Origin of the sequence: Mycobacterium sp., from assembly GCF_040509115.1 — a bacterium.
Lineage (GTDB): Bacteria > Actinomycetota > Actinomycetes > Mycobacteriales > Mycobacteriaceae > Mycobacterium.
This window is the reverse complement of record NZ_JBEVLO010000516.1, coordinates 1-14,343: the sequence shown is the minus strand read 5'-3', so window position 1 is coordinate 14,343 and position 14,343 is coordinate 1. Positions and strand designations below refer to the sequence as shown.

At 66.8% G+C, this 14,343-nt stretch carries 16 protein-coding genes; 7 read left to right on the top strand and 9 right to left on the bottom strand.

Going from position 1 to position 14,343, the window contains the following annotated elements; genetic code table 11:
• Window positions 1-106 precede the first annotated feature (106 nt).
• The gene (locus tag ABW137_RS34965) at window positions 107-1,861 is read left to right on the top strand and encodes a cytochrome c biogenesis protein DipZ (protein WP_526407403.1); all 1,755 of its coding nucleotides are present in this window, start codon (window positions 107-109) and stop codon (window positions 1,859-1,861) included.
• A 29-nt stretch (window positions 1,862-1,890) separates the two neighbouring features.
• Here the strand turns inward: ABW137_RS34965 and ABW137_RS34960 are convergent, their stop codons facing one another.
• Genes ABW137_RS34960 through puuE form a run of 3 tightly spaced genes read right to left on the bottom strand, consistent with a single transcriptional unit; the run spans window position 1,891 to window position 4,557 of the window.
• Entirely contained in the window at window positions 1,891-2,862 is a 972-nt protein-coding gene (locus ABW137_RS34960; protein WP_526407401.1) for a hypothetical protein, read from the bottom strand.
• 5 nt (window positions 2,863-2,867) lie between these two features.
• Window positions 2,868-3,599, bottom strand: coding sequence for an Rv3717 family N-acetylmuramoyl-L-alanine amidase (locus tag ABW137_RS34955; RefSeq protein WP_526407407.1), 732 nt, complete (start codon window positions 3,597-3,599; stop codon window positions 2,868-2,870).
• 46 nt (window positions 3,600-3,645) lie between these two features.
• Window positions 3,646-4,557, bottom strand: a complete 912-nt coding sequence (gene puuE, locus ABW137_RS34950) for an allantoinase PuuE (protein WP_526407399.1) — start codon at window positions 4,555-4,557, stop codon at window positions 3,646-3,648.
• Window positions 4,558-4,683: 126 nt separating this feature from the next.
• Between puuE and ABW137_RS34945 the strand changes: the two genes are divergently transcribed.
• From ABW137_RS34945 to ABW137_RS34935, 3 genes are all read left to right on the top strand, one after another.
• Window positions 4,684-6,012, top strand: a complete 1,329-nt coding sequence (locus tag ABW137_RS34945; protein WP_526407397.1) for a cryptochrome/photolyase family protein — start codon at window positions 4,684-4,686, stop codon at window positions 6,010-6,012.
• An 88-nt stretch (window positions 6,013-6,100) separates the two neighbouring features.
• Window positions 6,101-6,355, top strand: coding sequence for a DUF2631 domain-containing protein (locus ABW137_RS34940; protein WP_526407395.1), 255 nt, complete (start codon window positions 6,101-6,103; stop codon window positions 6,353-6,355).
• A gap of 79 nt (window positions 6,356-6,434) precedes the next feature.
• The gene (locus tag ABW137_RS34935) at window positions 6,435-6,785 is read left to right on the top strand and encodes a DNA polymerase ligase N-terminal domain-containing protein (protein WP_526407394.1); all 351 of its coding nucleotides are present in this window, start codon (window positions 6,435-6,437) and stop codon (window positions 6,783-6,785) included.
• Between the two features lie 67 nt (window positions 6,786-6,852).
• Here the strand turns inward: ABW137_RS34935 and rlmN are convergent, their stop codons facing one another.
• Together rlmN and ABW137_RS34925 are read right to left on the bottom strand one after the other, a co-directional pair.
• A complete protein-coding gene (gene rlmN, locus ABW137_RS34930) occupies window positions 6,853-7,944 on the bottom strand; it encodes a dual-specificity RNA methyltransferase RlmN (protein WP_526407392.1) in 1,092 nt (363 codons plus the stop codon).
• A gap of 11 nt (window positions 7,945-7,955) precedes the next feature.
• Window positions 7,956-8,810, bottom strand: a complete 855-nt coding sequence (locus ABW137_RS34925; RefSeq protein WP_526407390.1) for a LysR family transcriptional regulator — start codon at window positions 8,808-8,810, stop codon at window positions 7,956-7,958.
• A 169-nt stretch (window positions 8,811-8,979) separates the two neighbouring features.
• Between ABW137_RS34925 and ABW137_RS34920 the strand changes: the two genes are divergently transcribed.
• Complete coding sequence (locus tag ABW137_RS34920) at window positions 8,980-9,945, top strand: EamA family transporter (RefSeq protein ID WP_526407405.1); 966 nt, start codon at window positions 8,980-8,982, stop codon at window positions 9,943-9,945.
• Here the strand turns inward: ABW137_RS34920 and ABW137_RS34915 are convergent.
• The 4 genes from ABW137_RS34915 to ABW137_RS34900 all read right to left on the bottom strand — a co-directional run bounded on the left by ABW137_RS34915 (window position 9,856) and on the right by ABW137_RS34900 (window position 12,920).
• Entirely contained in the window at window positions 9,856-10,740 is an 885-nt protein-coding gene (locus tag ABW137_RS34915) for a phosphatidate cytidylyltransferase (RefSeq protein WP_526407388.1), read from the bottom strand. The genes ABW137_RS34920 and ABW137_RS34915 overlap by 90 nt on opposite strands.
• Before the next feature lie 36 nt (window positions 10,741-10,776).
• Window positions 10,777-11,334: a ribosome recycling factor gene (gene frr / locus ABW137_RS34910; protein ID WP_526407386.1), complete on the bottom strand. Its 558-nt coding sequence runs from the start codon at window positions 11,332-11,334 to the stop codon at window positions 10,777-10,779.
• A gap of 42 nt (window positions 11,335-11,376) precedes the next feature.
• Window positions 11,377-12,120, bottom strand: a complete 744-nt coding sequence (gene pyrH / locus ABW137_RS34905) for a UMP kinase (RefSeq protein ID WP_526407384.1) — start codon at window positions 12,118-12,120, stop codon at window positions 11,377-11,379.
• A 113-nt stretch (window positions 12,121-12,233) separates the two neighbouring features.
• Window positions 12,234-12,920, bottom strand: a complete 687-nt coding sequence (locus ABW137_RS34900; RefSeq protein WP_526407382.1) for a class I SAM-dependent methyltransferase — start codon at window positions 12,918-12,920, stop codon at window positions 12,234-12,236.
• Between the two features lie 37 nt (window positions 12,921-12,957).
• On the opposite strand from ABW137_RS34900, the gene ABW137_RS34895 reads away from it, so the two are divergent.
• Window positions 12,958-13,380, top strand: coding sequence for a MarR family winged helix-turn-helix transcriptional regulator (locus ABW137_RS34895; protein WP_526407380.1), 423 nt, complete (start codon window positions 12,958-12,960; stop codon window positions 13,378-13,380).
• A 262-nt stretch (window positions 13,381-13,642) separates the two neighbouring features.
• On the top strand, window positions 13,643-14,343 hold a 701-nt coding region (locus ABW137_RS34890), incomplete at its 3' end, for a YncE family protein (RefSeq protein ID WP_526407378.1).

The window sequence follows — 14,343 nt, the reverse complement described above, 5'->3', positions numbered from 1 at the left end:
CGCGTTGTCATGTCCTACGGCGTTGTGACGACGAAACTCCTTGACGCGTAATATTTCTCATGGTGAGTCATCCGATCCGCCCGGCTGCCGGCAACGAATAGAGAACATGTTCACACTGATTGCGATCGGCTTCCTCGGTGGACTCATCACGGGGATCTCACCGTGCATCCTGCCGGTGCTGCCGGTCATCTTCTTCTCCGGCACCCAGAGCGTCAGAGACGGCGAGAACGCGGTGGCCGAGGGCGGGGGCGGCGTTGCCACCAAGGCGCCGCCGACCAGGTCGCAGACGCTGCGGCCGTACCTGGTGATCGCGGGCCTGGTGCTCAGCTTCAGCCTCGTCACGCTGGCGGGCTCGGCGTTGCTGTCGCTGCTGCACCTCCCGCAGGACGCCGTGCGCTGGGTGGCGCTCGTCGCGTTGGTGGCCATCGGCCTCGGCCTGATCTTCCCGCAGTTCGAGGCGCTGCTGGAGAAGCCGTTCGCCAAGCTTCCGCAGAAGCAGTTCGGCACCGGCAACAGTGGCTTCGGCTTGGGATTGGCGCTCGGCGTCCTCTACGTGCCGTGCGCGGGGCCGGTGCTCGCCGCGATCGTGGTGGCCGGCGCCACGGGCACCATCGGGTGGCCGATCATCGGGTTGACGCTGTCCTTCGCCGTCGGCGCGGCGCTGCCGCTGCTGTTCTTCGCGCTCGCAGGCCGCCGCGTGGCGGAGCGGGTCGCCGCGTTCCGCGGGCGCCAGCGCCAGATCCGGGTCGTCGCGGGCGTGGTGACCATCCTGCTGGCCGTCGCGCTGGTGTTCAACCTGCCCGCCGTGCTGCAGCGCGCCATCCCGGACTACACCAGCGGGCTGCAGGAGAAGGTCGGCGGCGAGGAACAGCTCGAGAAGTTGAACCTCGGCGGCCTGGTCAACGACCAGAACGCGCAGCTGTCGAACTGCACCAACGGCGCACCGGAACTCGAAAGTTGCGGCACCGCACCGGACCTCAAGGGCATCACCACATGGCTCAACACCCCCGAAGGTGCGCCGATCGACCTGAAGGCGTTGCGCGGCAAGGTCGTTTTGATCGACTTCTGGGCATATTCCTGCATCAACTGCCAACGCGCCATCCCGCACGTCGTCAGCTGGTACGACGCCTACAAGGACAAGGGACTCGAGGTCATCGGGGTGCACTCCCCCGAGTACGGATTCGAGAAGATCGACACCAACGTGGCCAGCGGCGCAGCCGACCTGAAGGTCGACTATCCCATCGCCCTCGACAACAATCTGGCCACGTGGACCAACTACCGCAACCGGTACTGGCCCGCCGAGTACCTCATCGACGCCGACGGCACGGTGCGACACATCAAGTTCGGTGAAGGCGACTACGACGTCACCGAAGACCTGATCCGTCAACTCCTTTCGGATGCCAACCCCGGTGTCGACCTCCCCCCTGCGACGGGCGGTGCGGATACGACTCCGACGTCACCGACCACACCCGAGACGTACTTCGGTGTCGGCAAAGTCGTCAACTACGGCGGTCGGGGCGTGTACGACCAGAGTGAGGCCACCTTCGAGTTCCCCGCTCAACTCGCCGACGACTCGTTTGCGTTGCGGGGCCGGTGGGCGCTGGATTACCAGGGCGCCACCGCGGTTGACGACGGCGCCACCATCGCACTGAACTATCACGCCCGCAACGTATATCTGGTGGTCGGCGGGACGGGTAACGTCACCGTCACCAGGGACGGCGCGACCGAGGTGATACCGGTCAGCGGGCCGCCCAACATGCGCCAGATAGTGGCCGACGAGTCCAGCAACGGAGCTGGCGCGGGTCACGTCGAGGTCAGCCTGAGCAAGGGCCTGCAGGCGTTCTCGTTCACCTACGGCTGACGGATCGGCTGCGTCCACGGGGACGCGGGTCACACCGGAGTGCAGCTGCCCGTTGGCAACTCGGCCAGATGCTGGTTCAGGAAGCCCGCGATGGCGTTGAGGTCGCCGATGCCAGAGCCGAACGAGTTGCCGTCCGACGCGATGGCGACCGCCGTCAGCCGTCCGCCCTGGTCGATGACGCCGAGTTGGCGAACGAGGTAACCGGCAGCCGATGGTCCCCAGCCCCCCTTGAACCGGGTGCTCGGAATGCCGCCGAGGCCCCAGCGCTGGTCCGACGAGATCCGATCCATCAGGTCCCACACCTGCGCAACGGCCTGGTCGCCCGTGTGACAGGCCAGCCACGCCATGAACCCCGCCTGATGATCGAGCGCCCACCGGGTCTGTCCGAAGGCGCTGAACTGCGGGCCCGCCACCCGCTCGGTCTGGACGGTGGTCGGGTCGCCGGCCTCACGCAGGACCGCCTCGACCTTGCTCGCAGCCGTCGTGGGATCTCCGAGACTCGACCAGAGGGCTTCGGCCGCCGCGTTGTCCGATGCCGTGATCGCCGAGGCCACCGAACCGGCAACCGTCGGATCGGCGCGTAGCGCTGCGATGGACAGCGGCACCTTGCTGGTGGACCATGCGGCGCCGTCGGACCAGTCGCCCAGCACGACGGGCGCGGCCGACCCGATGGGAAGGATCACGACGCCGATCGCTCCCGCCGTCTGACCGCGCAGGGTCTCGAAGGCGGATTGCAGGGCTCCGTCGGGCGGCGCGGCAGACGTGGCCATCGGGATGGGAGGTGGCGGACCCAGCGGACTCGACGGCGGCGAAGCGCGCGGACTCGATGGCGGCGGCCTCGTCGCCGACGTCGTCGCCTTCCCCTCGACCAGCTCGTCTGGTCTGGCGCCGCTGGTGCTCACGATCACGACGATCCCGATCGCGACGGCCAGCGCGACGCCCGCGAGCAGCGCCGTCAACGGTCCTCGGCGTTTCGTCGCCGACGCCGCGTGGGTTGGCATGCCCGCTAGCCGCCCAGATAGGCGACGGTACCGTTGACCAGGGCCGCAGCGTAGTCCGCCCGCCCCTGGTCACTGGTCATCCTGGCGGCATCGTCGCTGTTGCGCATGTTCCCCAGTTCGACGAGCACCGCGGGATACTCGGCGAGGTTGAGCCCCGCCAGATCGGACCGGCCGTACATGCCATCGGTCCCCAGATAGGTGGACTCTGCGACCCCGGAGGCCACCAACGCATTCCGCATGTCCGTCGCGAGCCGGATCGACGGCTCGCCCTGCGCGGCGTTCAGCGGGGGCGAGGAGTAGTTGACGTGGAACCCGTGCCCCGACGCCGGCCCGCCGTCGGCGTGGATGCTGATGATGGCGGCCGGATGCTGATCGTTGGCGAACGCCGCGCGCGCGTCGACGCACGGCGCCGAGCCCGCATCGTCGGTGCGAGTCATCACGACGGTGGCGCCGAGCTGGCGCAGCTGGGCGCCGAGCAGGTTGGCGACGTCCCAGGTGAACACGTGCTCCGGCAAGCCTGCGTCGGTCATGGTCCCCGTCGTCCCACAGTCCTTGGTGCCGCCGCGTCCATTGGGCACCTGACGACTCAGCTCCGCGCCGTTGCCGCCGCCGTGGCCGGGATCGATGACGATCACCGCGCCGTCGAGTGGACCGGCCGCGAGGGCGGGTGGCGCCGCGACGAACGCGAGGATCGACACGACGACCATCAACCACTGGACCATCGGCCATTCGACCATCGCGAAGGCACGCACGGCGAAAAGGCTAACAAAGCGTGACCATGCCCTACGGCGGGAAGTTCTGCACCCAGTGCCTGGCGATGTCGACCCGACGCGCCACCCAGACGTCGTCGTGGGACCGCACGTGGTCGAGGAAGCGCGCCAGGGATGCCAACCGCGCGGGCCGGCCGACGAGCCTGCAGTGCAACCCGACGGACAGCATCTTCGGCGCCCCTGCCACCCCTTCGGCGTACAACACGTCGAAGGCGTCCCGCAGATAGGTGAAGAAGTCGGCTCCGCTGGGAAACCCGCTCGTCGACACGAACTTCATGTCGTTGGTGTCCAGCGTGTACGGCACGACGAGATGATCGGTGCCCGCGACCTTGGTCCAATACGGCAGGTCGTCGGCGTAGGAATCGGAGTCGTAGAGGAATCCGCCGTGTTCGACGACCAGGTCACGGGTGTTCGGCGAATCCCTGCCGGTGTACCAGCCCAGCGGGGCCTCGCCGGTCAACTCGGTCATGATGCGGACGGCCTCGGCCAATTCCCTGCGCTCGGTGTCGGGGTCGACGAGCTGGTAGCTGCGCCATTTCAGACCGTGGCAGGCGATCTCGTCGCCGCGGGACAGGAACGCGGCCACCGCCTCGGGATTGCGTGCCAGCGCGGTGGCGACGCCGAAGATCGTCAACGGCAGTCGATGCTCGTCGAACAGCCGCAGGACCCTCCAGAGCCCGGCGCGGGCGCCGTATTCGTAGAGCGATTCGATGCTCATGTGGCGGTTCGGAAACGCGCTGGCGCCAACGACTTCCGACAGGAAGGTCTCCGAAGCCTCGTCCCCGTGGAGCACGTTGTTCTCGCCGCCCTCCTCGTAGTTCAGCACGAACTGCAGAGCGATGCGGGCGCCGCCTGGCCACCGCGGATCCGGCGGTCGAGGCCCGTAGCCGACCATGTCGCGCGGGTAGTCCTCCGGTTGCGTCATCCTGGGATTGTCGCAGCGGATGGCCGCAGTTTCGCGGCGACCGGGCCGCCGTGGCGCGGGCGGCACACGTCCGGCGCCACTTCCCTTCGCGTTTTCCCGCGGCCGAATGCGGGCAAGAATCAGGGCATGCCCACACTGCTGTGGTTCCGTCGAGACCTACGTCTGCACGATCTGCCACCGATGCTCGACGCCGCTCGCGGCGACGGCGAGGTGCTGGCCTGCTACGTACTCGATCCGCGTTTGATGGCGTCGTCGGGGCCGCGACGGCTCCAGTACCTGTACGACTCGCTGCGTGAGTTGCGCGATGGCCTCGATGGGCGTCTTCTGATCACCCATGGGCGACCGGAAACGCGAATCCCGGCGCTGGCCAACAAGATCGGCGCGACGTCGGTGCACGTATCGGCCGAGTTCCTGCCATTTGGACGTCGTCGTGACGAAGCGGTACGCGCGGCGCTCGGCGACGTCCCGCTCGAGGAGTCCGGTTCGCCCTACCTGGTGTCACCTGGCCGCGTCACCAAGGACGACGGCACCCCGTACAAGGTGTTCACCCCCTTTTACGCGGCGTGGAAGCAGCATGGGTGGCGGGCCCCGGCGCGCACCGGCCCCAAGACCGCGCACTGGATCGCCCCCGCCGACGTCGGCGGCGACATTCCCGGTGACATTCCCGGCGGCGACATTCCCGACGGCGACATTCCCGACGGCGTTGCCGAACTCGATCACCCCGCTGGCGAGAAGGCCGCACGCAAGGAGTGGAAGAAGTTCGTCGGCTCGGCTGTCTCCGACTACTCCGATGAGCGGAACCGTCCCGATCACGACGGCACCAGCAGGATGTCCGCACATCTCAAATTCGGCACCATTCACCCCCGAACCATGGCCGCCGACCTGGGCGGCGGCCCGGGCGCCCAGGCGTACCTTCGCGAGTTGGCCTTCCGCGACTTCTACGGCGCCGTGGTGCACGCCTGGCCGGACAGCACGTGGTGGAACTGGAACAAGGCCTTCGATCGAATCGAGGTCGACGAGGACGCCGCCGCCAAGAACCGCTTCGAGGCGTGGAAGGCCGGGCGGACGGGCTTCCCCATCGTCGACGCCGGCATGCGGCAGCTGGCCGAAACCGGATACATGCACAACCGCGTCCGGATGATCACCGCATCGTTCCTGGTCAAGGATCTACACCTGCCGTGGCAGTGGGGCGCCCGGTGGTTCCTCGACCAGCTCACCGACGGTGACATGGCCAGCAATCAGCACGGTTGGCAGTGGGCTGCGGGCTGCGGCACCGACGCCGCGCCCTACTTTCGCGTGTTCAACCCGACGACACAGGGCAAGAAGTTCGATCCCGACGGGGTCTATGTGAGGCGGTGGGTTCCCGAGTTCGGCGGCGACGACTACCCGGAGCCAATCGTGGATCATGCCGCGGAACGTCAGGAAGCGCTGCGCCGGTACGACGCGATCCGATGAGCGGTCTCCCGTGGCGACACGGCTGAATACGACAGGGCGTCGTATGTCAGAATGGCCTGCAGTTGACTGGCATCCCTGAGGAGCAGCTGTGGCGAACACCGAGGTCGAACGACACACAGGCGTTGACGTCGAGGACGTGCCGTCCGCGAACTGGGGTTGGTCGAAGCAGAATCACCGGGCGATTCAGATCGGCGGCATCCTCTCGGCGATCTTCATTCTGTGCATGCTCAGGGGCAACCACGTCGGCCACGTCGAGGACATCTTCCTCATTTTGTTCGCCATCGGCATTCTCGTCATCGTCTTCCGTGACTGGTGGCTGCGCCGCCGAGGCTGGAAGCGCTAGAGCCCGACGGTTCAGACCGCCGCCCCTGCCGCACGTGGAGCGTTTCCAGATCGGCGACGCGACGGGCACAATACGAGGCGTGGGAGCACCGCCGGTCTTCGTACTGCACGATCACCGAAAGCCCCGACCGCACTTCGACCTTCGGCTCGAGGAGAGCGGCGTTCTGCGGTCGTGGGCGGTACCGAGAGGCCTGCCAACCGACGTCCGACACGACAGGCTCGCGGTCGCGGTCGACGATCACGACCTCGATCACGCGACCTACACCGACGAGCACAAGAGCATCGCCGATCACGGTTGGTGGCAGCTCGTCGACCGCAACGATCGTCGGTTCGTCTTCGAACTGCATGGTGAGCGGGGGGTCGTGCGGTACGCCCTCATCGACACCGGGAACGGCTGGCTCCTACATCTGACGAAGGATCAACCGCGATGACGCTCGGCGTCGCGCCCTGAATTCTGCAGGAAGAGTCAAGTGGCCTGCGGAACGTCGATCGCGCCGATCAGCCCTCGGCGGCGAGTTGACCGCAGGCCGCGGCGATTTCACGGCCGCGGGTGTCGCGCACCGTGCAGGACACGCCCCGTTCCTTGACCCGTCTGACGAATTCGCGCTCAGCGGGTTTGGGGCTCGCGTCCCACTTGCTGCCCGGCGTCGGGTTGAGCGGGATGACGTTCACGTGCACCAGTGGGCCGAGTGCGCCATGCAGCTTCTTGCCGAGCAGGTCGGCTCGCCATGGCTGATCGTTGACGTCCCGGATCAGGGCGTACTCGATGGACACCCGCCGACCGGTGACGTCGGCGTAATACCTTGCGGCGTCGAGGGCTTCGCCCACGTTCCAGCGGTTGTTCACCGGTACCAGGGTGTCGCGCAACTCGTCGTCGGGGGCGTGCAGGGATAGCGCCAGCGTCACGCCGAGGCGTTCGTCGGCCAATTTGCGGATCGCGGGTGCCAGGCCGACGGTCGACACCGTGACCGACCGCGCCGAGATGCCGAAGCCGTGGGGTGCGGGCGCGATGATGCGGCGCACGGCGGCGAGAACCCGGTTGTAGTTGGCCAGCGGCTCCCCCATGCCCATGAAGACGATGTTGGAGAGGCGATTGTCGTGTTCGTCGCGCATGGTGACACCTGCCGCGCGAACCTGCTCGAGGATCTCCGCGGTGGACAGGTTCCTGGTGAGACCGCCCTGGCCGGTGGCGCAGAACGGGCACGCCATCCCGCACCCCGCCTGTGACGAGATGCAGACCGTGTTGCGCTGCGGGTAGCGCATCAGCACCGACTCGAAGGTGGTGCCATCGACCGCACGCCACAACGTCTTTCGCGTGTCGGCGCCGTCGCATTCGATCGACCGCACGACGTCGAGGAGTTGCGGGAACAGCGCGTCGGCGACCTGTTCGCGCATGGCGGCAGGCAGGTCGGTCATTCGTCGTGGGTCGGCGATGAGCCTGCCGTAGTACTGATTCGCCAGCTGCTTGCCGCGGAACGCGGGAAGGCCGAGTTCGGCGACCGCCGCTGCGCGGGCGTCGTCGTCGAGGTCGGCGAAGTGCCGCGGCGGCTTCGCCGTGCGCGGCGCGTCGAACACCAGGGGAATCTTCATGGTCGTGTTCATTATCGGGCCTCTTCACTCAGAACGTCGCGGACCGCCGTCTCGACGGCCGCCAAGGCGGCGGCGTCGACGCCGGAACGGCCCCGCACGAATACCGATGCGCGGCTGCTCGGCGGCAGTCCCTCCGCGAGGCACAACCCGTCGGGTAACCGTCCGATCATCGGAAGCAATGCCACCCCGAGGCCGGACCGGACGGCGGCGAGCAGCCCGGAGAGATCCGAGCTCTCGGCGGCGATGCGATACGGCACCCCCGTGCGGTCGAGTGCGGCGAACGCGGGCTCGCGCAGCGTGCACGGTTCGGAGAACATCACCACCGGCAGCGGCTCACGAGCGGGCACAGAGAACGTCCGGGCTGAAATCCACTTCAGCGCAACCATTCCCGAGGCATTGGCCGGGTCCAGTCTGGACCCGTCGAGCATGACGGCAAGGTCGACGACACCGTGGTCGATGGCGTCGGCGAGCGTCACGTTGCGGTCCAGCCGGAACCGCAGCCGCCAGTCGGGCAGTCGCTCCCCCAGCGCCTCGGTCAGGCCGGGCAGCATGACGTCGGCCCCGTGCTCGGTGGCACCGACGACCAGGACCCGTTCCTCGGCGGCGCCGAGATCGTCGAGCGCCGCGTCGTGTGCGGAGAGGATGGTCCGCGCGTGCGCCAGCACCCGGTGTCCGAGCTCGGTGAACGCGACGCCCCGCCCTGACTTCTCGACGACGGGGCCGCCGACGACCGCCTCGACCCGGCGGACGTGCTGGCTGACGGCGGACTGAGTGAGGTGCAGGACAGCGGCGGCGCGGTGAAATCCGCCGCAGTCGGCGACGGCGACCACGCTGCGCAGCGGGGCGATGTCGAGGACTTGGGCCATGCCCGTCAAACTACTCCGATCAGTAATGGCGATCAAAAATCGTCGCCGTTGGCCGTCGCGAGCTGGGCATACGGCGATCGATCAGATAATGCGATCAATTGCGATCGTCGAAATTCGTTGGACCCGCCCCAGGGCGCTGGACCACCATGGGGCAGTGACCTTCCGCCGCATGCCGCTGACCACTGCGACCAGCGTGACGTTCACCTTCGCCATGGGGTACCCCCTTGGCGTCCTGGCGGTCAGCTCGATGACCCCGATGGCGGTCCTGGTGTTTCGATTCGCGTTTGCCGCGGTGATCATCGCGGCGTGGGCGAAGTTGTCGCGCGTGCCGTGGCCGACGGGACGCAAGCTGGGCCACGTGGCGGTCGTCGGAGTGCTGATGCAGGCGGGTCAGTTCCTCCCCCTGTACGTCGCCATGCAGATGGGTGCGCCCGCCGTGCTCTGCGCGGTGCTCATCGCGATGAATCCCGTCGTCACCGCCCTGCTCGGTGCGGCGTTCCTGCGCGAGGGACTCGGACTGATGCGCGTCCTCGCGCTCGTCGTCGGTGTCGCGGCCGCGTTTGCGGCGTGCGCGAGCCGTCTCCTGGCTGAGAAGGGTGTCGACCCGGCGGTCCTGCTGATTCTGGTGGCCTTACTCGGCCTGGCCGCCGGCGGCGTGTACCAGCAGCGCTTCTGCGCCGACGTCGACTTTCGCGCAACGAGCGCCGTGCAGAATGCCGTCGCGTTCGTTCCTGCTCTCGTCCTCGCACTCGTCACGCCGTTCGCCGTGCACGACCCCGTCAAGGCGGTGGTCGCCGTGACGGGCGTCGTCCTGTTCAACGCCACGCTGGCCCTGTCGCTCTACGTTCGGGCGATCAACAACCATGGGGCGGCAGCGGTTTCGATGCTGTTCTGCGTCATCCCCGCAGTCGCAGGCGTGATGTCGTGGCTCCTTCTGGGCCAGCGCATCGACGTCGGGGTGGGCGTTGGCCTGGTCCTCGGCGCGCTGGCGTGCTGGCTGAATGCGCGAAGCGCGGGCTCCAAGAACGCCAAACCCGCGCGACGGTCAGGCGAGAAGCGTCAGGACGATCCAGGTGGCGACGGCCGAGGGCAGCACCGAGTCGAGGCGGTCCATCAGGCCGCCGTGCCCAGGTAGCAGTGTGCCCATGTCCTTGATGCCCAAGTCGCGCTTGACCTGAGATTCGATGAGATCGCCGAGCGTTCCCGTGATGACCAACATCAGACCGAGCGGGATGCCCACCCAGGCTGGCTTGTCGAGGAGGAACGCCACCGCGAGCACCGACGCAGCCGTGCCGAAGATCAATGAACCGGTGAAGCCCTCCCAGGACTTCTTGGGGCTGATCGCAGGCACCATTGGATGCTTGCCGAACAGGACGCCCGCGGCGTACCCGCCGATGTCGGAGAACACCACGCCCAGCATCAGGCACAGGACCCGCCAGCGGCCGTCGTCCGGGTAGACGAGCAACGCGCCGAACGCGCCGAACAGTGGAATCCACGCGGCGAGGAAGACCGTCGCCGTCACGTCCCGAAGGTAGTTCTGCGGCGCCTCCTTCAGACCACCCGACAACAGGCGCCAGATCATGCACACCACGACGGTGCCGCCGAACGCGCCGAACGCGCCTGCGGCGCCAAACGGCCACGTCAGCCAGACGATGGCCTGACCACCGACCAACAACGGGATGACCGGTACCGAGTAGCCCGCCGTGCGCAGCCGGCGCACCACCTCGTGCGTGGCTACGGCCATCGCGACCGCGACGACCGGAACCCAGCCCAGAGGGGCGAACACCAGGATGGCGATGACACCGAACCCGAGGAACGCACCGACCGCGATGGCGGCGGGAAGGTTTCGCCCTGCCCGCCCCTGCTTCTTGGCCTTCTCCGGCTCGGGGGCCTCCGCCCCGCTGGCCGGAGCCGTATCGGTGTGTTCCACAGAGATGCCGTCGCTGGATGTCTGGTCGTGGACGACCTAGACCTCCAGCAGCTCGCCTTCTTTGTGCTTGACGAGCTCGTCGACCTGGCCGGTGTAGGTCTGAGTGCTCTTGTCGAGGTCCTTCTCTGCGCGCCCGACCTCGTCCTCGCCGGCCTCGCCGTCCTTCTTGATCCGGGCCAGCTCCTCCATCGCCTTGCGGCGGATGTTGCGGACCGTCACCTTGGCGTCCTCGCCCTTGGACTTGGCCTGCTTGACGAGTTCGCGGCGACGCTCCTCGGTCAGCTGCGGAATCGAGATGCGGATGACGTTGCCGTCATTGCTTGGGTTGACGCCGAGGTCCGAGTTGCGGATCGCGTCTTCGATGCTGCGCAGCTGATTGGCTTCATACGGCTTGATGACGACGAGTCGAGCCTCTGGCACGTTGATGCTCGAGAGCTGTGTGATGGGGGTCAGCGATCCGTAGTACTCGACCTTCACGCGGTTGAACATGCCGGGATTGGCACGACCGGTGCGGATGGACGACAGGTCGTCGCGTGCCACCGAAACCGCCTTCTCCATCTTCTCCTCGGCATCGAAGAGGGTCTCGTCGATCACTGGATCATCTCCCGTCGCTGTCGCTCGCCCGGTCCCCCACCCTCACGTGGTGGTGACCAGTGTTCCGATCTTCTCACCTGCGACCGCGCGGGCGATATTTCCGTCGGTAAGCAGGTTGAACACCAGGATCGGCATGCGGTTGTCCATGCAGAGGCTGAACGCCGTGGCGTCGGCGACCTGCAGGCCGCGGTCGATCACCTCACGATGCGTGATGGCGGTGAGCAGCTCGGCGTCCGGGTTCTTCCGAGGATCGTCGGTGAACACGCCGTCGACGGCCTTGGCCATCAGGACCACTTCGGCGCCGATCTCGAGGGCACGCTGCGCGGCGGTGGTGTCGGTGGAGAAGTACGGCAGCCCCATGCCTGCCCCGAAGATTACGACGCGGCCCTTCTCAAGGTGCCTGCGTGCCCGCAGCGGAATGTACGGTTCGGCGACCTGGCCCATGGTGATGGCGGTCTGCACGCGGGTGTCGATCCCTTCCTTCTCCAGGAAGTCTTGCAGCGCAAGGCTGTTCATCACGGTGCCGAGCATGCCCATGTAGTCGGAACGGGTGCGCTCCATGCCGCGTTGCTGGAGCTGGGCGCCGCGGAAGAAGTTGCCACCACCGATGACGACGGCGACCTGAACGCCGCCGCGAACCACCTCGGCGATCTGGCGGGCGACCAGCGCGACCACGTCGGGGTCGAGGCCAACCTGGCCGCCGCCGAACATCTCGCCACCCAGCTTCAGCAGGACGCGCGCATATCCCGGTTTGCCGGCTGGGTCGGCCAGGACTGTGTCCGCCATCTGACTCCTTCGGCTCTGCACGCGAGTTGCCGTCCGGGGTGTTCCCCAACGGACTGCGCCCCCAATCCTGCCAAATGGCTGGATTGGAGGCGCGGACGGGTCGCGGCGGAGCGCTAGGCCAGGTGCGCGGACAGCAGCCAGCCGCCGACCGACACGCGCCCGTCGCCCTCGTCGCGGAAGTCGTCGCCCGCGAATTCCTTGAAGTCTGCGATGCGTTGGCCGACGTTGGCGTGGATGCGCGCCGGCCTGACGTCATCGATCGCCCAATACTTCGACACCACGTTGCGCAACTCCTGCTCGGTGACGGGGTTGGCAGGGCCATCGTCGGGCATCGACGCCTTGTCGAAGACCAGCACGAAGTAGGACGCCCCCGGGGCGGCGGCGCGGATGATCGACTGCTGGTATCCGTCGCGAAGCTCGACCGGCATCGAGTGGAAGAGGGTCGAGTCCACGATGGTGCCGAAGCGACCGTCATAACCGGTGAAGTCGCTGATGTCGGCGACCTCGAAGGTCGCGTTGGTCAGACCGCGGCGCTCGGCCTCGGCTCGCGCCAGCGCGATGGCCGATGCCGATTGGTCCAGCCCGACGGTCGTTACGCCCCGCTCCGCGAGCGCCAGCGCTGTCGCGGCCTCGCCGCAACCGGCATCGAGCACGTCGCCGTGGAACTTGCCGGCATCGATGAGTGCGGCGATCTCCGGCTGCGGTTCTCCGATGCTCCACGGTGGTCTGGTGCCGAGGCCGATCTCGTGTGCCTCGCCGCGGTAGGCGGAGTCGAACATGTGGTCTGTCGGACGAGTCATGCCATCCGGTGTATCAACAAAATTGATATGTGTCAATATGGTTGACATGCCTGACGCCGATGCCCCACTGGGCTATCTGCTGACTCGGTTGGCCACGGCACTTCGCGCCGAGGTGACCACCATCGCGCTGGAACCCGCGGGCCTGACGTTCCCCCAATACGTCTGCATGCGGATCCTGGCGAAGTCACCTGGCCGGTCCAACGCCGATCTGGCGCGCGACGTGAACGTCTCACCGCAAGCGATGAACATGGTCGTGCGGGGGCTGCAGGAGCGCGGGTTGGTCACCCGACCCGCGAGTGTGTCCTCCGGGCGTTCGCTTCCTGCACAACTGACGCGCGCGGGAGTCGATCTGCTCAAACGCATCGACCCGGGCGTGCGCGAGGCAGAACAGCACGTCCTGGCACCGCTGAGCCCAGAGCAGCGAACCGACCTCAAGAATCTCCTCGCCGCACTTGGCTGACCTGGCTCACGCCGTGCGTACCGCGGCAGGAGATGCCTTCGGCACGAAAGTGGCTCCGTCCAGCGAGAACTCAACCCTCAGGGCAGAGTCACCGAACCGGGGGCAGTCCCTCTTGATCGAAATGGGCTTGGCGCAAGCGCCGTCTCGTGGGTGGGGCGCTCGTGAGTGCGGCCATGAAAGCCACGAGTCTTGCATACGGTGCAATGATTCCTTGTCGAGGTGGACGTGGCCATGTCGACGTTCTGCCGCTTATGTTGAATGCGTGACCAAGACAAGTAACGACATTCTGGCGGTCGCCTGCCAACACGCTTGTGCCGTAGTATTTCTCGATCTTGAGACCGGCAATCCGGTTGACACGTTGAGCCTTGATTTCGAGCCGCACGAGCTTGCCTTCGACCCATCGCGACGTTTGATTTATGCCACCCACACCTATCTTTCCGGGTGGTATTTCGGCAACGCTGGGCGTGTCTCGAAGCTCAGCGTGATCGACGCCGACACTCACCAGCTGGTGGACCTCATTGACATCAGTCCGTTTCACGGACCGCACGACGTGTTCTGGGATTCGAACGGCGACCTGATATTCACTACCGTGGAGGGTCGTGACGGTGGTGCTGGCGGAGTGCTGGTCATAGACGCCGCAACCCGTGCTGTCGTCGATCACGTATCTGTCGGCGCAACTGGGCCGCATTGGTTCACGGCCAACTCGGATGTTTCGGAGATCTTCGTGGCGGCCAAGGAGTCCAATTTCGCTGCGGTGATAGACGTGAAGAACCGGACGATGACGGGACGTGTCGACCTGCCCGGCTCGGAAGGCATCGCAATGCTGCCTGGTGACAACCGATTCGTGGTGGCCGCACCGGTGATGGTGCCTGCATACATGCCATCGCCCACCGAGCCCCTTGGACTGCGAGTAGTCGATGCCGCGACGCTGGAAGTAACAGATGTGTTGCCCTCGGAAGTTCA